The sequence below is a fragment of the Pseudorhizobium tarimense genome, assembly GCF_022968135.1.
In the GTDB taxonomy this organism is placed as follows: Bacteria; Pseudomonadota; Alphaproteobacteria; order Rhizobiales; family Rhizobiaceae; genus Neorhizobium; species Neorhizobium tarimense.
Window position 1 is genome coordinate 1 of sequence record NZ_JALJRA010000025.1, and the last position, 18547, is coordinate 18547.

The following is an 18547-nucleotide window of genomic DNA, read 5'->3' on the forward strand; positions in this document are numbered from 1 at the left end:
AGACGTTCCCAACTCTTGTCGATACGAACGGCCTTCCGACAAATGTCGCCAAACTCGTTCTTCCCCTCGATCGTGATCGTCCATTCCACCGCCATCGCTGCCTCTCCGAACAAAGCGATACTGATGGGCCGCACTGACCTAACAACCCGTGTCCGACCCCAGAGAAATTACCGGTCTCTAACCGAAGCGGACTGGCGAAGCGCCGCCGTTTGGACGCTTGGCGTGTAAGCCGAAGCCCCACCCAGCTGGAACTGTCCGACGATCTCGCGCAGGCGTACGGCTTCCGTGGCAAGCGTCGCACCGGCGGCGTTGGCTTCCTCCACCATGGCGGCATTCTGCTGGGTCACCTGGTCCATCTGGTTGACCGCCGTGTTGACTTCCTGCAGCCCCACCGACTGTTCACGTGCCGAGGTGGCGATGGAATCCATGTGCTCGTTGATGGTGACGATGTAGCGCTCGATCGTCTTCAACGCGTCGCCGGTGGCGCTCACCAGCTTCACCCCGGTTTCCACTTCCACGGAAGACTTGCCGATCAGGTCCTTGATCTCCTTGGCGGCAGTGGCCGAGCGTTGGGCCAACTCACGCACTTCCTGGGCGACCACGGCAAAGCCCTTGCCCGCTTCACCGGCACGCGCCGCTTCCACGCCGGCGTTGAGCGCCAGAAGGTTGGTTTGGAAGGCGATGTCGTCAATCACGCCAATGATCGACGAGATCTGGCCCGACGACTGCTCAATGCGGCCCATGGCATCCACGGCATTGGCAACCACCGCACCCGACTTACGGGCACTGTCGTTCGCTTGAATCGCCACGGTACGGGCTTCTTCCGCACGCTTAGTGGAGTTGGCAACGTTTGTGGTGATCTGGTCGAGTGCTGCCGCGGTTTCTTCGAGCGATGCCGCCTGCTGTTCGGTGCGCTTGGACAGATCATCGGCGCTTTGGCTGATTTCGCGCGAGCCCGAATCGATCGAGTTCGTGGCCTGGGCAACCGAGCCGAGCGTGCCGCGCAGCTGCTCCACCGCCGCGTTGAAGTCGGCGCGCAAGCTTTCGAAGTCGGCGGCGAAGGGCCGCTCCAGTGTGAAAGTGAGGTCGCCGACCGACAGGTGCTTAAGGCCTGTTGCCAAGGCGCTCGTGGCTTCCGCCATGGCTTCGGCGCGAACCCGCTCCTGTTCGGCATTGCGGCGGCGCTGGTCTTCGGAAAGGTTGCGCTGTACTTCCGCTTCGAGCTCGAGGGCTTGAGTCTTCAGCGCGTTGTCCTTGAATACCTGCACGGCCTTCGCCATCGCGCCGATTTCATCGCGTCGGTGGACGCCGATTATCTCGTCATCCGTTTCACCGTCTGCCAGACTGGTCATCCGATCGCTAAGGCGCGCGATCGGGCCGGTGATGCCGCGCGACGCGACGTAGAGACCCAGGACGATCAGCGCGATTATCGAGAGCCCGAGCGTTGCGAGGCCTGTGAGAATTGTCCTGTCCGTAGCTTCCTGTAGCTCCGCAGTGCCTACATCCACGGACTTCATCAATTCATCGTTGCCGCCGGCAAAAAGCGGCAAGACCTTCATGACTTCGGCGCCGGCTTCGCGCATGGCCGCTTGTGCTTCCGGGCCTTTTCCTTCCCGAGAGAGTGCAATGACCTTCCGCCCCAACTGATCAAAGTCATCTACAGCCTTGTTAACAGCCTCGACTGCAGCAGCGCGGGACGGAACAAGTTCCGCAGTCATCGCGACGCGTTCCTTCATCAATTTCAGGTCGCCCTCGTACTTCTTCACGGCCGCAGCAAATTCTATCGACGATGGGTCGTTGACCAGCATGAGACCGAGCTGCAGGCCCATCTGCAGAAGTCCACCTGTCGCACGGGCGTTCAAGGTCGCCGCCGTGCTCTCGTGCGAAATGAAGTATGAGTACTTGGCGTCGGCGTTCTTGAACTGCATGCTGACGAAAACGAGGCCGGCGATGGCGAGCGCGCCCATGAGCGCGATCACCGCAACGATCTTCGTGCGGATCTTCGCGTGATCTAGAAATTGCATTGCACTTCCTGAAGTAAATGCCTTGGCACCGCTGGAATGATGCCGCGGTGGATCGGCTATCGAAGGGATCATGACAGCAAGATCCGCACCCATCGCGGAGCACCGCCTCCCGCGCCGTCTCCCGTCCTATAGCGGACGCTAATTGAGAAACGATTAGCCGCGGCAGGTGGATCTGAGCAGCTCAAAACGTTTTGGTTGACTCTCAAAACGTTTTGGATGAGGTTCTCCATATGGAGGAGGCATGAGTAACCTAAAGCAACTGGCTCAGTCGCTGGGGCTGTCGATTACCACGGTGTCGAGAGCCCTAGACGGCTACAATGATGTATCGGCAGCAACCCGGTTACGGGTTCGCGAGGCTGCGGATGCAATCGGTTATCGACCCAATGCTTCCGCCCGTCGTTTGCGGAAGCAGCGCGCCGAACTTGTTGCCGTCACTCTTCCGAGTGAACCTGGACACATTGCCCCACCCCATTTCCTCGACATGCTATCTGGCTGCGCTGAACATTTGGCTGGCGCGGGTCTCAACCTCGTCATTGCTCCTGTACCTCATGGTGAGAGCGAGCTCGATATGTGCCGCCGCTTTGTGGACGGCCGAAGGGTCGACGCAATGCTGTTAGTGCGCACCAAGCGCCGGGACGAACGCGTGGAGTATCTGCAGTCTCGCGGATTTCCTTTCGTGACCAACGGCCGAACAGAATCACCGGCTCCGCATGCCTATATTGATGGCGACGGCTTCTCCGGCTTCAATCGCGCAACCCTCCGGTTTCACGAGGCTGGTCATCGTCGGATAGGCCATATAGCCGGTCCGCAGGACTATTATTTCGCGCATGTCCGCCGCCAGGGTTGGGAAGCCAGAATGCGCGAATGCAACCTTCAAACTGATCTTTATGCCGAACAGGCACCCACCGAACAGGGTGGATATGAAGCAGCGCTGTCTCTATTGCAGCGCGCGGATCGACCTACCGCAATTGTTTGCTCCACTGACGAGATGGCAATCGGGGCACTGAGAGCCCTGCGCGAAGTGGAGGGTGGTCAGTCGATTAGCGTCGTCGGTCATGATAACCTGCCCATGGGCGCCTTCACCAGCCCGCCGCTGTCGACGATGCGGATGATTGGGCAGGATCTCGGGCGCCGGTTTGCTTCTTTGCTGCTCCGCGCCATCGCCGGTGAACCTGCCGAGGTCCTGCAGGAACTGCATCCAGTTGAGTTCGTCGATCGTGTCAGTCATCGCCAGCCGCCGCTGGCGGCCTGATCGAGCATCATCCGATACCATCAGAACCATGACACCAGGAGGAAAAGCAATGAAGAGAATGTTGTCCATCGCGATGTTGGCGTCTACCGCTATGAGCGTTTCCATGCCCGCGCAGGCCGAAACCGTTTTCCTTTCCACGCAGCTGCGTCCGATCGAGGAAGCAACCGCGGTCCGTGAGGAGCTTCTGAGCGGCCTCGAACGTCCGGTTGATTACGTCGTTGAGGAGCCCCCGCAGTTTGCCGTGCGCATGGAAGCCGAGCGTCAAGCCGGCAAACACACGATCAGCCTAGTTGGGGCGCTCCACGGAGAGTTGTCGCCGCTCGCCGACAAGCAGTCGCTTGAACCATTGGATGACCTTGCCAAGAAGATGGCTGACGCTGGGATGCCGCAGTCGCTTATCGATCTTGGCAAGCTAGGCAAGGCGGAGCAGCAGTATATTCCGTGGATGCAGGCAACCTACGTTATGGCGGCCAGCAAAGATGCCCTGCAATATTTGCCGGAAGGCGCTGACATCAACAAGCTCAACTACGATCAGCTGATCCAGTGGGGCAAGAAGATGCAGGAAGAGACGGGCGCCCCTCAGATCGGCTTCCCGGCGGGGCCCAAGGGTCTGATGCCGCGCTACTTCCAAGGCTACTTCTATCCATCCTTCACAGGCGGCGTCGTTCGTACATTCAAGAATTCCGATGCCGTCGCAGGTTGGGAAAAGCTGAAAGAGCTTTGGACTGTCGTCAGCCCCAACTCGACCAATTACGACTTCATGCAGGAGCCGCTAGCCTCGGGTGAAGTCATGGTTGCCTGGGATCACGTCGCGCGCCTGAAGAACGCGATTTCCGGTTCACCTGAAAACTACGTCGTCTTCCCCGCTCCGGCTGGGCCGAAAGGACGGGGTTACATGCCTGTTGTGGCGGGGCTTGCAATCCCCAAGGGCGCCCCGGACAAGGAGGGTGCGAGGGCCACTATCGAACATCTCGCGACACAAGAGGTGCAACTGCAGACGGCATCGCTTGTCGGCTTCTTCCCCACTCTAGACGTACAACTGCCCGAAGACCTCGATCCAGGTGTGGCCTTGCTTGCCGGCGCCGTTACCGCCACTCAGAGCGCGTCTGACGCGGTCATTTCGCTTCTTCCCGTCGGGCTCGGCGACAAGGGCGGCGAGTTCAACAAGGTCTACATGGATGCATTCCAGCGCATCGTGCTGCAGAACGAGCCGGTGGCCGACGTTCTGAAGGCTCAGGGTGAGACCATGTCCAAGTTGATGTCCGACACGAAGGCGCGTTGCTGGGCCCCCGACGCCAAGAGCGAGGGCGCCTGCCCGGTCGAGTAACCATCCTCAACTTCCAACCTCAGGATCCTCCTCCCATCACCGCATGAGGGGGATCCACCTGTACAGTTTCAGCGATGTTCGCAGCGTACAGCCAGCGCTACCTCTTGCGGGTGCCTCGGACGCAGGGCGCAATTGAGGTTGCAAGCATCCACCGAAAACGGCAAACACAGAGGGTAAGTTGTGACCCAAAACAGACCCTGGATCCCCTACGCGCTGATCCTCCCTTCGGTCGTCTTCCTTTGCCTCCTATTCGTCGTGCCGCTGGTGCAGACGATCTGGCTGGCGATCTCGGAGAACGGCGTACCGTCGCTGGCAAACATGAGGACCATGGCGGGTGATCTGAACTTCGGCCGCTCGCTCATTAATACTTTCTTGCTGACGCTAGCCGTTGTGCCGATCCAGATCATTATGGCGCTCACAATGGGCTCGATGGTGTCGAAGATGGGCGGCGGCCGCGAGACCATATTGTGGATCTGGACCATTCCGCTCGGGATCTCCGACCTCGCTGCTGGGATGGTCTGGCTGTCGATCCTGCAGAACACCGGCTACCTCAACTCGATCCTATTTGGCATGGGCATTATTGAGCGGCAGACGGCATGGCTCACCTACCAGACGCCGGTCGCCCTGTTCATCGGTATCGCCATCGCGGAAATCTGGCGGGGTACAGCCATCGTCATGATCATCATTGTCGCCGGCTTGAACCAGGTGCCCAAGGAATTCAAGGAAGCCGCTGAGATTTTCGGCGCCAGCCAATGGACGCGGTTCACCCGCATCACCCTGCCGCTAATCCGACCTGCACTCCAGTCCGCTCTTATCCTGCGCACCGTCCTGGCTTTCGAGGTATTCGCGGTCGTCTATACCCTCGGCGGGCGCAATTTTCCCGTCCTCGTCGGGGAGGCCTACAACTGGCAGAACCAGAACCAGAACTACGGCGTGGCAGCAGCCTACGCGGTGCTGATCATGGTGATCTCGCTTGCCGCCACCCTCGTCTACCTCAAGGCTATCAAGGTCGATCCGGAGCGCCTGCCATGAGCACAGTCAGCAAAACAGGGTTCATCTCGGCGCGCCGGTTCCTCTTCTGGAGTGGCATCGTCGCGCTCTGCGCCTGGGTTCTCGTACCGATCTATTTAGTCACGCTCGGCGCACTCGGTGGTCGTACCGGCGCCTATCAGTGGCCGAAGACGTTCCTTCCAACGAATGTCTCACTGCAGCCGTTCATCTTATTCCTCAAGACGGAAGGCGTGCTGCAGTCCTTCCTCAACTCACTTGGCGCCGCCGGCATTACAGTGGCCCTGTCGCTCGCACTTGGAGCGCCAGCAGGCTATGCGTTAGCTCGCTACAATTTCCGCGGCAAGGACAGCTATCGCCTCCTGGTGCTTCTCACCCGCGCCTTCCCCCTTGCGATCCTTGCCCTGCCGCTGACCATCTCCTACATCCGGTTTGGCCTGTACGACACGGTTTTGGGCGTTGGCCTGATCCATACCGTGCTGGCCCTCCCGTTTGCGGCACTTGTGACGCAGGGCATCTTCCTCGGTGTTCCGCGCGAACTGGAAGAGGCCGCCTGGGTATTCGGTTGCACCCGCATCCAGGCCTTCTTCAAGATCGTCGCGCCGCTCGCTCTGCCGGGTCTCGTGGCAACCGCCGTCTTTGCCTTCGTCATCTCGTGGAACGAGGTCTTCGCCGCTTCGGTGCTGACGGTGCGTGAGCGCACTCTCACCGCCTACCTGCTGACGGTTCTGTCCGAAAGTCCAATGCACTACCGGTTCGCTGGCGGCCTCCTGCTCATCCTTCCTTCAGTCGTCTTCATCTTCGCAGTCAGGCGCTACCTTTTTGCGATCTGGGGCGTCTCTTCAAAGTAACGGATCAACTCATGGCTAATATTGTCATCGACAACATCAAAAAGAGCTTCGGCGCCTTCCAAGCCCTTAAGGGGGTCTCGCTGACGATCAATGACGGTGAGTTCGTCTCGCTGCTGGGACCGTCTGGATGCGGCAAGACCACGCTGCTGCGGATCATCGCCGGGCTGGAAACCGCGACATCGGGCGACATCCGCATCGGCGAACGATCCGTCATCGGGCTTCCTCCGAAGGATCGCGGGCTCGCCATGGTTTTTCAGAATTATGCTGTGTTTCCGCATATGACCGTCTTTGAGAACGTTGCCTTCGGTCTCAGGATGCAGAAGGCTGATGAGGCACGCGTCAAGAAGCAGGTCGAGAAGGCTGCCGGCTTGCTGCACATAGAGCCCTATCTGGACCGCTACCCCAACAAGCTGTCAGGCGGGCAGCGTCAGCGCGTAGCAGTTGCTCGCGCGCTTGCCGTAGAGCCCGGGGTCCTCCTTATGGACGAGCCGCTCTCGAACCTTGACGCACTTTTGCGGCTCGAGATGCGTACGGAATTGAAGACCGTTCTGCAGGAAGCTGGCACCACCACCATCTACGTCACCCACGACCAAACGGAGGCCATGGGACTGTCGGATCGCATAGCGGTCGTCCATGACGGTCGCATCGAGCAGGTCGGAACGCCCGTAGAAGTCTACAACCACCCCGCCACACGCTTTGTCGGCAGTTTCATCGGCAACCCGCCGATGAACTTCATCACAATGCCGGTCAACAATGGCCAAGTAGCGGTTGGCGCTCAAACGTTTGCAGTTCCCGCCAAGGGCAGCGAGATCGTTCTGGGCCTTCGCGGAGAGACTGTCGAACGGACTTCGACCGGACAGGGGCTGGACATACAAGTGCGCGTTGCCGAGCCGATGGGTCCCCACCTGCTTCTGACCGGCAGCATTCTCGGGCAGCCTGCCCGCGTCATCCTTCCCGCCACCGAAGCCGTGAAGAACGGCGAAATCGTAGGGCTGAAACTCGATGCCTCCCGCCTGACCTGGCTGTCGCCCGAGAGCGGCGTTTCCTACCCGGTAGCGGCATAAGATCTCTGGAGTCCCGACAATGACCAAGCATCTCGATGAGGCGTACCGTATCCTCGCGGCCAATGACCGCGGTGGTTATACCGTCCCCACCGACCGGCTCTATCCATTCCAATGGAACTGGGATTCAGCCTTTGTCGCCATGGGTTTCTCCACCTATGACGTCGACCGCGCCTATCGCGAGCTGGAGCGCCTGATTGAGGGCCAGTGGGCCGATGGCATGATCCCACATATCATCTTCCACCAGCCAAGCGATACCTATTTTCCCGGTCCCGACGTTTGGCGCACCAGCCACACGATTCCGACATCAGGCATCACCCAGCCCCCGGTTTTCGGCATGGCTTTGCGCGCGGTCCACGAGGCTGCGGAAAAGGCCGGAACAGACGGTGCTACGGCACGAACCCTCGCGCTTCTGCGGGCTGCACTGAAGTGGCACCGCTGGTGGTACACGGCCCGTGACCCGGAGGGAACCGGTCTCGTAGCTCTCCTGCACCCTTGGGAAAGCGGCAGCGATAATTCGCCCGCTTGGGACCTTGCGCTCGCTCAGGTCCCGACCACCACGGATACTCCGGTTGTTCGTAAGGACACCGGCCACGTGGATGCATCGATGCGTCCACGTGACGAAGACTACCGTCGCTTCATTCACCTGGTTGATGCTTATGCGTCGTGCGGGTGGGATCCGGTGAAGCAATGGGAAAAGGCACCTTTCAAGGTCGCCGAAGTGCAGACAACGGCGATCCTTCTCAAAACTGGTGAAGACCTGGAGTATCTTGCTCGAACACTCGAACTTGAGTCCGAAGCGGAAGAGCTGGCGGGTTACAACGCCCGGACCCGCAATGCACTGCTAGGCCAGTGGCGGTCTTCCCTCTCCCGCTTCGTCTCGCGGGATCTCATCTCGGGTCAGGACATAGACGCGCCGACACAAGCCGGCTTCCTCCCCCTCCTTGGCCTCGACCTCGATCCCAATATGTCCACAGCAGCCGCGGCTGAAATGAAGCTTTGGTCCGAGGGCATGAAGGTGCCGTTCCCGACGACCAAACCCTCGATAAGCGTTTGGGAGCCCAAGCGCTATTGGCGCGGGCCTGCCTGGGCTGTGATTAACTGGCTCCTGATTGACGGCCTCATTCGCAACGGCCAGCCGGACATGGCACAGTCTCTACGCGCCTCAACAATCGGGGCGATCGAGTCGGAGGGTTTCGCAGAATATTTCGATCCCACCACCGGCGAAGGCTGCGGCGGACTGGGCTTTTCCTGGACAGCAGCGGCTTATCTTTGGATGGCGCGATGAAGGCTGCCGCGCTGGCGCCGGGAAGAAGTAGTCGCAGGATGGGCATGTCCTGCTTTAAGGGGGGAAGGAGGCCATGACGTGGAACGATGAAAGCGTCCGGCGCTTGTTGCGCCAAATGTTCCATACTGCGATCGAGAGCGCCGCTCCATCGGCGGCCGTGCTGCACAATCTGCCACCCAAGCCAACTGGCAGATGCGTCGTGGTGGGCGCCGGCAAGGCTTCTGCCGCCATGGCCGCGGCCCTGGACGCCGCCTGGCCCGATGTTGAGCTGTCCGGAGTGGTCGTTACCCGTTACGGCCACCATGTTCCGGCCGGCCGCATCCGGATCATCGAGGCATCCCACCCGGTGCCGGATGAGCAGAGCCTTGAAGCCGGTCGTGCGGTCCTGGAGGCAGTTCAGGGACTGAATGAGACGGATCTGGTTGTGGCGCTGATCTCGGGTGGCGGTTCGGCCCTCATGGTGGCTCCCGCAGGCGACATGACACTTGCCGACAAGCAGGAGGTCAACAGGCTGCTGCTTGAAAGCGGCGCGAACATCCGGGAAATGAACGCCATCCGCAAGCACCTGTCGCGGATCAAGGGTGGCCGGCTTGCACTGGCTGCACGCCCTGCCCGCGTTGTCTCCCTCGTGATCTCGGACGTCCCGGGCGACGATCCGTCCGACATCGCTTCGGGCCCCACAGTGCGCGACGACACGACTGTCGAAACGGTCCAAGCCATCATCCGCCGGCGCGGGATCCGTCTGCCGGAGCGTGCCCACGCCGTGCTCGATAACGGCTGTTCGACACCGAGATGCGCGGACATCGTCAGCGATGTTCGGATCATCGCCGCCCCATCGTTGGCGCTTGCTGCGGCGGCCAAGGTGGCGGAATCGGCGGGCTTGCGCCCGTTGATCCTTGGTGACGCATTGGAAGGAGAAGCACGCGAGATGGGCGCCGTCATGAGCGGCATTGCCCGATCGGCCCGCATAAGAGGGGTACCGATTAGCGGTCCGGCAGTGATCCTATCGGGTGGGGAAACCACGGTCTCGATCAACGGACCCTATGGCCGTGGTGGTCGCAATACCGAATTTCTCCTCAGTCTCGCGGTTGGCCTGGATGGGCAGGACGGCATCTGGGCTTTGGCGGGCGACACGGACGGTATCGATGGCACCGAAGACGCCGCCGGCGCCATCATCGCCCCCGACACGCTAGCCCGATCACGAGAGGCCGGTCTCGACGCGAAAGGGCTACTTGGGGGACATGACAGCTACACCTTCTTCGAACACCTCGACGACCTGATCCGAACAGGTCCGACCCTGACGAATGTGAATGACTTGAGGGCAATTTTCATAAGATGACGATCAGTGGGACATGCACAACAGCGGTAGCAATCGCCTTGAAGCGATCTGAACCCGCGACCCGCAGTCCGAACATAGTAAGCGACTGATCTTGTTGATGTCTGAGTTCAACAAGCCTCACGGTTCAATTTGACTGCTGCGTCCAGTCTCTACGCAGCAACGACATCAAGACGAGATCGTGACGTCCTTCGCCAAGGCGCAGGGATTCGCGCATAACCCCCTCCTTTACGAACCCCAAGGCCGCATAAAGACAGACTGCGCGTTGGTTGGACGCAAGCACGTCAAGCCATAGCCGATCGATGTCGTGCTCCTCGAAAACCCAGCGGCAGATTTCTTGCATGAACGCCAATCCATAGCCGTTTCCTGGAGAAGACACCGCTATCCGGTGCAGCTGCGCCGTTCCCATGCCGTCATCGTCGCGGCGAACAACGGCAAACCCGACGACTTCGCCAGCGTCGCGACCAAGAAGATAGGTACAGGTCGGCGCCGCCATCCGCCGCAGATGCTCGCCGGCCTCGTAACAGCCGACCAACTCTGAATAACCCGGCATCCGCTCGATCGCCATGATCGAAGGGATGTCGTCCACGCCCGCAGGCTCTACCATAAGCGAGTGTCGAATGGCACGCACGTGTCGCTCGTTCGCATTTATGATCATGTTCGGCGTGGCACCAGCGTTTCGAGCGGCGCCTGACGCCATCCATCGGCACGGGTCAGATACGAAACGCTTTCATAACCGGCCGCTACAATGGCCGCCAGCGACTGGTCGAGGCCGACGCCCACTGTCTGCACGCCGTGACTGTCGTCGCCGAGCGTCACTCGGATGTCCATCGCGCGCGCCCGTTCCAGCACCTGCGGCAGTGGATAGACCGGACCGAAGCCGTTTCGGAATGGCGCGCAGTTGACATCGAGAATGCCACCGGAGGCGCGGATCGCCTCGAGCGTGTTGTCGATCGTGCGCATCACCCGCGCAGAGAACCAGAAACCGGCCGGCTCGTATTTGCGCACCAAATCCAGATGCGCGACGATATCGGGCCGAAGTGTTTCGACCATTGTGGTGACGGCATCGAAATAGGCGATCTGCAGCGCTTCAGGTCCGCCGAGATCGGCTGCAAGCGCATCCTTGTCTTCCGGCGAATAGTCCAACCAACGCCCACAGATGTCGTGCACGCTGCCGACGATGTAATCGAACGGATAGGCGTCACGCAGCCCGGTCATGGCTTCCAACCAACCTTGCGGCGGAAGCGTTTCCGTTTCAAAGCCGACGAGCAGCTCGATATCGCCGGTGCGAGCATCGCGCAGATCGAAGGCACGCTTCACATAGGCATCGAAGGCCGCCGCAAGACCATCGATGCCAAGGTGTTCCTCGCCGGGGTAAAGGTCCTGCGGGCGGTAGCGCGGGCAATGTTCGCTGAGACCGTAATGTGTAAAACCTCTTGCGATGGCGGTGTCAACGACCTCTTCGAGTGTCGACTTGGCATGCGCGCAGAACTCGCCGCTATGGCCGCCATGATAGCTGAACCAGACCATGATCTTCTTTCTTGTATGCCGGAGGCGCTCAGCGGAGGTGATCGTCATCAACGACGACAGCCGGCGGGCCTGCGTTGATGTGTCCTCCTCGACGCGCTAACGGTCGGTGTTTTTCTGTTCAATCCTTCGGCGGCGAACGGTAGATCGTGCCGTTATAATCCTCGATCCGGCTGACCATCAGATCGTCGATCTCAACAAATTCGGCATTGATGGCTCCATCTGCGATGGTCAGGATAGTCAGCCCCAGCATGGCTGCGCCCGGTTGTTCGGGCATGGATTGGTCATAGGTGAGGAAGCTCGAAGCCGCACACCAGATCATCCGAGTCTCAGGGATGTCGAACTGGATCGTTCGATGCATGTGCCCGGTGACGACGGCGCAAACATCGTGATCGTTGATCAATCGGCGCAGCCTGGTTCGGCCTTCGCTCATCAGCGCCCAGGCCGGGCGATCCGCTTCCTTCCAGTCATTCAGGAAAAGCGGCATATGTATAAAGATCACCGGCTCGCGTGAACCGCGTGTCGCGAGCGCATCTTCCAGCGCCTGCCACTGGGCTTCTTCCTCAGTCAGGCCCGTGCCGATGATCTGGCTGTTCAGCCCAATCAGGCGCCACCCGGGCAATAGATCGGAGTACCAGTACGAAGGTCCGTAATGTTCTGCCCAGAGAGACAGCCGTTCGCCGTTGGCCGGTTGGTGGCTGAGGCGTGAAATATCGCCGACATCGTGATTGCCGGGTAGAACGAGCCAGGACGGGTTCAAGGCATCGAGCGCCGCCCGGCCGAACCGCAGATCTTCCGGCTGTTCCGAACCCAATAAAGTCAGATCGCCGAGAATGATGGCAAGATCGATATCGTTGCGGGCATTCACATGTGCAACGACTTTTTCCCAGTTGGGCACGAAAACGGGATTGCTCGATCCAATGTGAGGATCGGAGAGAACTGCGATTTTCAAGTGGACATCTTTCAGAAGCAGGGAGGCAACGGCCTGCGCTGGAACGCGGCATAGACAGTTTTATCGACCGGTGGGCATGGCCCACCGGTCTATTCAGAGGCGTTCAGACTTGAGAACGCTCCTACTGCGCAGCCATCACGCCGGCGACATGCTCACGGATCTTCGGTAGGGCAGCTTCCGGCGTTGTCTTGCCGCGCTGCAACTGGTCGAGAACTGGGGCCACACCCTTCCAGACGTCGTCTGCTGTGTTGTTCGGGTAGGCGAACCAGGGCATGGCGGCATTCATCGACTTGAAGACCGTCTGAAAGTTCGGATGCGCGGCATAGAAACCTTCCAGCGCCTTGGCGCTCTGGACGTTGACCGGCATGTAGCCGCTCGCCTTGGAGATTTCAGCCTGAACTTCGGCGCTGGTCATGTACTTGATGAATTCCCACGCGGCAGCACGTTTGGCAGGATCCTTGGCCAGAACCATCAGCGCGTTGCCACCGGCCGGCAGGCCGCCCTTTTGCGCATCGATCAGCGGGAAGCGAACTGTGCGCATGGTGAAACGATCGCCGATCGCGGTCTCGTAAGCGACGAGATCGGAAGGCGATTCCACGACCATGCCGATCTTGCCGGCAAAAAACTGCTGCTGCGCCGGCTTCGGATCGGCATAGACGGACATGCCGGTCTTCAGCGCGAGATCCTGCGTGATACGAAGAGCCTCAAGTCCAGCCTTGTTGTCGTAGCCGATGCCGTCGTTCTTGGCGTTCAGCATTTGCTCGCCCGCCCCCATGACCATCATCTGCCAGTACCAGTCATCACTTAAACCGCCGACGGAGAAACCGATGCCCTGAACGCCATCACCGAGCTTGTTGATCTTCGCTGCCAGTTCGATGACGCCATCCCAGGTGGTCGGGAACTGGTCGACATTGCCGCCGGCCTTCTCGACAAGTTCCTTGTTGACGTAGAGAAGCGGCAGCGAGGCGGTAAACGGCATGGCATATTGCTCGCCTGCGACCTTGGCGAGATCGAGAATGGCCGGGGCATAGTTCGCCGACTGCCAATCCTTGCCTTCCTTGGCGATCATCGCGTCGAGCGACTGTGCTTCGCCGCGATCCTTCATCACCCTGGCAATTGTCGGCAGCGAGGAATAGGAAGCCAGATACACATCCGGGGCCGAACCGGTCATCATGCCGCGAATGACGGTCTGGTCGCCGGCGCTGTAGTTTGCGGCCGGCGCCAGATCGTTGATGGTGATTTCCGAATGCGTCTTCTTGAAGCCGTCAAGAATGGACTGCATGAACGGCAACTGTCTGTGATAGAAGTCCAGCGCGACTGAATCGGCGGCAAAAACCGGTGCAGTACCGACCAATGTCAGGGCCGCTGCCGTGAGAATGGCTTTCATTTTCATGGTGTTTCCTTTGAGACGTGGAGTAGTTCTGACTGTCGTCTCTGCCGGTGGCCGCCGGCAGAGACGGGTTACTTAACGCCGGTCATCGTCACGCCCTGCACGAACCTGCGTTGGGCAGCGAGGAAGAGCAGGATCAGTGGTGCGGTGACCAGGGTTGCGCAGGCCATCAAGGGCCCGAAACTGTCGCCACCTTCCTGGCCCCGGAAAAACAGGAGACCAAGGGTCGGCGGCGCCAGATCGATGGATCTGATCACGATCATCGGCCAATAAAGATCGTTCCAATGGAAGGTGATCGAGAAGATCGAGAAAGCGGCAATGGCAGGCATCATGGCCGGCAGGATGATCCGGATGACGATCTCGACTTCGCTCATGCCGTCCAGCCGCGCCGCCAACAGGATTTCGTCCGGGAAGGAGCGGATGAACTGGTGGAACAGGAAGATCGCAAAACCTGAAGTCAGGTAGGGCACCATCACCCCTGTATAGGTGTCGAGCATGCCGAATTTGGCCAGCACGATAAAGATCGGCAGCGCGGTCGCCTGTGCCGGAACCGACAAGCTGACCAGCACGATCGCGAAAATCAGGCGACGTCCGCGAAAATCGAACTTGGCCAGCGCATAGGCGCAGGTCACCGTCGTCAGGATCTGGGACAGCAATATGCCGCCGGTCATGATCACGCCGTTCAGCATGAAGTTCGGCAGGGGGCTGTCGAACAGGGCGCGCGCATAGTTGTCGGCGATCGAGGCAAGCATCGGCGGCGCATCCTGCAGGGTGCCGAAAATCTCACCAGGGGCTTGGGTCGAGGCCCGCCACATCCAGAAGAATGGATAGATCATCAGGAAGGCGCCGCTCAACAGCACGGCATGCGCCACGATCGGACGAAGCGAGAAGCGGGCCATCAGAAATGCGCCTTTCGGTTGCCAACAGCCACCTGTACAAGGGAAAAAGCCCCGATCAGGATCAGGTAAACGACCGTAAGGGCGCTGCCGTAACCGGCCTTCAGCCCTGTAAACGTGTCCGTATTGATCTTGTGAAGCAGCATTTCGGTGGCGCCATAGGGGCCGCCATTGGTGAGCACGGCGACTGTATCGAACACCTGGAAGGCCTGGATGCAGCTCAGGACGAAAACGACGATCGTGGTCGGTGCCAGTAGCGGCCAAGTGAGATAGCGCAGCCGATCCCAGAACCCGTCCATGCCGTCCAGAGCGGATGCCTCCTTCAACTCGCCGGAAATGACGGTGAGGCCGGCAAGGAAAAGGATCAGGTTGAAACCGATGAGATGCCAGATGCCGATGATCGCAAGTCCGATCAGGGCGAGCGTTCCGTCTGCGAAAAAATCGAGCGGCGGCAGGCCGAGTGTCGAAAACAGGCTCGCCAATGGCCCGATGTGACCGTTGAGCAGATAGCTCCAGACGATCGACATCGCCGTCAACGTCGAAGTGACTGGCAGGAAGTAGACGATCTCGTAGAAACGCCGCGACCGACGCCGGCTGTCGAGCAGCACGGCAAGGCAGAGCGCACCGAAGACCGAGACCGGGACAACCACCGCCGTATAGATCGCGCTGTTTCGCAGGGCACCCCAGAAGAACGGATCGGCGAGCATGCGCGCATAATTGCCAAGCCCGATGAAGTTCAGCGTCAGACGTCCGAGACGGTAATCGGTCAGGCTGATCAAAAGCACGACGAAAACAGGTGCAACCACGGTGGCGATTAGAAGAATGAAAGCCGGCGCCGAAAACGCCTGGGCGATCGCCGCATGGCTCAAGCCGCCCTTGGGGGTCACTTGGCCCGGAATCTCGAGATCAGACCGCGAGTTCAAGACGATCCTCCTGCAGCTGGGCAGGCTGTGTCGGCAGTACCGACACCCGTCTGCCGGAAGCATCGAAAATTAGAGCCGCATCCTCAGCGATGCGCAGGGCGATCCTTTCCCCCGCATGCCGGCCCTGCCGCAATTGCCGAAAACTTTCCGGCCGGAGCTGGACCCGGATCGCCCCTGACCCGATCTCCGCGCCGTTGCAACGGATACCGACCTCGTTGCCGGTGAATTCGACCTGCTCGACCGGTAGCGAAAAGTCAGCATTCCCGCCTTCGGCGGGATGAAGCCGCTCCGGCCGGACAGCGAGCTGGTATTCGCCATCGGCAAGACCCGGCAAGGTCATTTCCAGCACTTGTCGATTAAGCGACACCGAACCTCGCCGAACCAATGCCGGCATTTCGTTGATGGCGGTCGCCCCGACGAACCTTGCCACCGACAGGTAATCCGGCCGGTCATAAATCTCCTGCGGTGCCGCACATTGCCGGATTTCCCCGCCTTCCATGACGGCGATACGGTCCGACATCGCCATCGCCTCGGTCTGGTCATGCGTGACATAGATGAAGGTGATGCCGGTGCGGCGATGCAGATCGACGATCTCCTCGCGCAACTGCTGGCGCAGCTTAGCATCGAGGTTGGAAAGCGGCTCGTCCATCAGGAAAACGGCAGGATGGCGGACCATGGCCCGGCCGACGGCTACGCGCTGGCGCTGACCGCCGGACAGCTGCGCCGGCTTGCGATCGAGAAGCGCTTCGAGGCCGAGCGGCTTTGCGACAGATTCAACCTCTGCCGTGATCTCCTTGCGGATAGCGCGCACCTTGGCCGACAGGAGGGCAGCACCCGGCAGCCGCTGCCGGAAGGACAGGCGCGACATTTCCAGCGGCACGGTCATGTTGGCGCGCACGCTCATATGCGGATAAAGCGCGTAGGACTGGAACACCATGGCGATGTTGCGGGCTTTCGGCGGCAGCGGCGACACGTCGCGATCACCGATCAGGATGCATCCGCTCGTGCAGGGCTCGAAGCCTGCCAGGAGACGCAGCAGCGTCGACTTTCCGCAGCCGGAGGGCCCGAGCAATGTCAGAAATTCTCCGTCACGGATGTGAAGATTGATGCGCTTTAGAACCTGTGTGCGATCGAACCGCTTCTCCAGATCTATGATATCGATTGAATGATCTGCCATGTCCGCTTCTGCTTTGTTCGCCAGGACCGCGCTCCTGCGCTGCCGGCCTGTTCGGTCTGCACCGACGAATGTCCGGCGAGCCGCCGCGAGAGGCGCAACGCCATGACCGACACCCGCCGCCAACACGGCCTCCTCTAAGGCCCTTTCTTGACAGTCAGATGACAACTACAAGATGACCGTATGAATTTATCGATATTTTTTAGTATGATAGTTGCTACAAATAACGTATTGGTTACTTATCCTAATCCTTAACCCATTGACGCTGGCCGGAAATACGCACTATTGGATGCCGGCAGTGATGAACCCGGAATGAGGTGCGGCATGACCCCATTCTGACGCACGCGCAGTGACCGAAGCGAGAAGCGCATTGACGCAAGAGAAGAGTGCGGAAGCACAAAAGCTGCCTCGCAGGCGGCATCCACGCCGGCCTGATCTTTCGCAAACTCGGATTCTCGAAGCGGCTGTCGTGGAATTCGCGGCAAATGGCCTTGCAGGGACGCGCGTCGAAGCCATCGCCGAGCGGGCCGAGATCAACAAGCGGATGATCTACCAGTATTTCGGCAGCAAGGAATTGCTGTATCAGGCCGTGCTGGAGAAGGTCTATCAAGATGTCTGGGATGCCGAAGCGAACCTCAACCTCGACCAGCTTCCTCCGCGTGAAGCGCTGGTCGCGCTGGTGACCTTCGTCTGGACCTATTATCTGCAGCACCCGGAATTCATCACGATCCTGAATTCAGAAAACCAGCTCAAGGCCGTCTATTTCCGCAAGTCCCGCCTGCTGCGGGAGGGCGCGGCCAATTCACGGCCACTCGTCGATGAAATCCTCCGGCGTGGAGAGGCCGAGGGCACGTTTCGCACCGGGATCGATCCGGTCCAACTAGGCCTGACGATTACGTCCATCTGCTATTACTATTTTACCAACCAGGCGACAAGTTCCATCATCTATGGACAACGCATGACCACCCGGGCGGCGTTGGAGCAACGCTTGGCCTTCAATATCGAGACCGTACTGGCTATCGTGGCACCGCTTTAGGTCCCGTGGCGCCATTTGTGGTGAGATGTGCTCCAAGAGTTCGGCTAGTAGTTTCACCTTGATAGGATACGAACCGGCGACCCCGTCGCGAGCGGGGTCCATTAGCTTAGCGGCAGATATTCTGGCCATTCCTGCGCGCCATTCAGTACGCGAAGAATTCGAACTTTCGTCTCGGTAATGGCGTAAGCGGCGACGTAAGCCGTGCCATTGATGACGAGTTCGTGTGTCCCGGCAATCCTACCCACGCGCCCGCTGGCAGGAAAATCGAGCAAGCGACGGGCGGCGGCTACTATTGTTTGAACAAGTGCGTTTGCAGCCACGGCTATCTCCCACATTTTGTGAGATAGTAATGCAATTGAATGACGAATTCCAGAGAAGGCTTTCTAAGCATTATCCGCTCGAAGCGCTTTAAGCTCTTGACGGGATGTGAACCAATGGCCCTGTGATTCTTATGTTAAATGACGGAATCTTTAGCTTTTTTTGGAGTTAGCATCCAGATTGT

17 protein-coding genes are annotated in these 18547 nt (G+C 59.7%); 8 read left to right on the top strand and 9 right to left on the bottom strand.

The features are described from left to right. Positions 1–167: 167 nt before the first annotated feature. A complete protein-coding gene (locus MUU54_RS21870; protein WP_247246080.1) occupies positions 168–2024 on the bottom strand; it encodes a methyl-accepting chemotaxis protein in 1857 nt (618 codons plus the stop codon). Between the two features lie 241 nt (positions 2025–2265). Here MUU54_RS21870 and MUU54_RS21875 point away from each other — a divergent pair, with 241 nt between their 5' ends. The 7 genes from MUU54_RS21875 to MUU54_RS21905 all read left to right on the top strand — a co-directional run bounded on the left by MUU54_RS21875 (position 2266) and on the right by MUU54_RS21905 (position 10150). Continuing rightward, positions 2266–3276 (top strand): substrate-binding domain-containing protein, encoded by a 1011-nt coding sequence (locus MUU54_RS21875; RefSeq protein ID WP_247246081.1) that lies wholly within the window; start codon positions 2266–2268, stop codon positions 3274–3276. 49 nt (positions 3277–3325) lie between these two features. After that, entirely contained in the window at positions 3326–4603 is a 1278-nt protein-coding gene (locus MUU54_RS21880; RefSeq protein WP_247246082.1) for an ABC transporter substrate-binding protein, read from the top strand. Positions 4604–4783: 180 nt separating this feature from the next. Continuing rightward, positions 4784–5635 carry a carbohydrate ABC transporter permease gene (locus MUU54_RS21885; RefSeq protein ID WP_247246083.1) on the top strand — a complete coding sequence of 284 codons (852 nt, stop codon included), beginning with the start codon at positions 4784–4786 and terminating at the stop codon, positions 5633–5635. After that, positions 5632–6462: a carbohydrate ABC transporter permease gene (locus MUU54_RS21890; protein WP_247246084.1), complete on the top strand. Its 831-nt coding sequence runs from the start codon at positions 5632–5634 to the stop codon at positions 6460–6462. The genes MUU54_RS21885 and MUU54_RS21890 overlap by 4 nt, the downstream gene beginning before the upstream one ends. 11 nt (positions 6463–6473) lie before the next feature. Next, positions 6474–7526 (top strand): ABC transporter ATP-binding protein, encoded by a 1053-nt coding sequence (locus tag MUU54_RS21895; RefSeq protein WP_247246085.1) that lies wholly within the window; start codon positions 6474–6476, stop codon positions 7524–7526. Between the two features lie 19 nt (positions 7527–7545). Further along, positions 7546–8811 carry an MGH1-like glycoside hydrolase domain-containing protein gene (locus tag MUU54_RS21900; protein ID WP_247246086.1) on the top strand — a complete coding sequence of 422 codons (1266 nt, stop codon included), beginning with the start codon at positions 7546–7548 and terminating at the stop codon, positions 8809–8811. 73 nt (positions 8812–8884) lie between these two features. Next, the gene (locus MUU54_RS21905; RefSeq protein WP_247246087.1) at positions 8885–10150 is read left to right on the top strand and encodes a glycerate kinase type-2 family protein; all 1266 of its coding nucleotides are present in this window, start codon (positions 8885–8887) and stop codon (positions 10148–10150) included. A gap of 124 nt (positions 10151–10274) precedes the next feature. Here MUU54_RS21905 and MUU54_RS21910 read toward each other — a convergent pair whose 3' ends face one another. The 7 genes from MUU54_RS21910 to MUU54_RS21940 all read right to left on the bottom strand — a co-directional run bounded on the left by MUU54_RS21910 (position 10275) and on the right by MUU54_RS21940 (position 17012). Then, the gene (locus MUU54_RS21910) at positions 10275–10805 is read right to left on the bottom strand and encodes a GNAT family N-acetyltransferase (RefSeq protein ID WP_247246088.1); all 531 of its coding nucleotides are present in this window, start codon (positions 10803–10805) and stop codon (positions 10275–10277) included. After that, a complete protein-coding gene (locus MUU54_RS21915; protein ID WP_247246089.1) occupies positions 10802–11677 on the bottom strand; it encodes a histidinol-phosphatase in 876 nt (291 codons plus the stop codon). The genes MUU54_RS21910 and MUU54_RS21915 overlap by 4 nt, the downstream gene beginning before the upstream one ends. 118 nt (positions 11678–11795) lie before the next feature. Beyond that, a complete protein-coding gene (locus MUU54_RS21920; protein ID WP_247246090.1) occupies positions 11796–12626 on the bottom strand; it encodes a metallophosphoesterase family protein in 831 nt (276 codons plus the stop codon). Between the two features lie 121 nt (positions 12627–12747). After that, positions 12748–14019: an ABC transporter substrate-binding protein gene (locus tag MUU54_RS21925; protein WP_247246091.1), complete on the bottom strand. Its 1272-nt coding sequence runs from the start codon at positions 14017–14019 to the stop codon at positions 12748–12750. Positions 14020–14087: 68 nt separating this feature from the next. Continuing rightward, on the bottom strand, positions 14088–14915 hold the full coding sequence (locus tag MUU54_RS21930; protein ID WP_247246092.1) for a carbohydrate ABC transporter permease: 828 nt from the start codon (positions 14913–14915) through the stop codon (positions 14088–14090). Then, a complete protein-coding gene (locus MUU54_RS21935; RefSeq protein ID WP_247246093.1) occupies positions 14915–15835 on the bottom strand; it encodes a carbohydrate ABC transporter permease in 921 nt (306 codons plus the stop codon). Before MUU54_RS21935 ends, MUU54_RS21930 begins: the two co-directional genes overlap by 1 nt. Continuing rightward, a complete protein-coding gene (locus tag MUU54_RS21940; protein ID WP_247246094.1) occupies positions 15819–17012 on the bottom strand; it encodes an ABC transporter ATP-binding protein in 1194 nt (397 codons plus the stop codon). The genes MUU54_RS21935 and MUU54_RS21940 overlap by 17 nt, the downstream gene beginning before the upstream one ends. 346 nt (positions 17013–17358) lie before the next feature. On the opposite strand from MUU54_RS21940, the gene MUU54_RS21945 reads away from it, so the two are divergent. Continuing rightward, complete coding sequence (locus tag MUU54_RS21945; RefSeq protein ID WP_312038859.1) at positions 17359–18045, top strand: TetR/AcrR family transcriptional regulator; 687 nt, start codon at positions 17359–17361, stop codon at positions 18043–18045. Between the two features lie 101 nt (positions 18046–18146). Here the strand turns inward: MUU54_RS21945 and MUU54_RS21950 are convergent, their stop codons facing one another. After that, positions 18147–18380, bottom strand: a complete 234-nt coding sequence (locus MUU54_RS21950; RefSeq protein WP_376742243.1) for a type II toxin-antitoxin system RelE/ParE family toxin — start codon at positions 18378–18380, stop codon at positions 18147–18149. Positions 18381–18547: the final 167 nt, after the last annotated feature.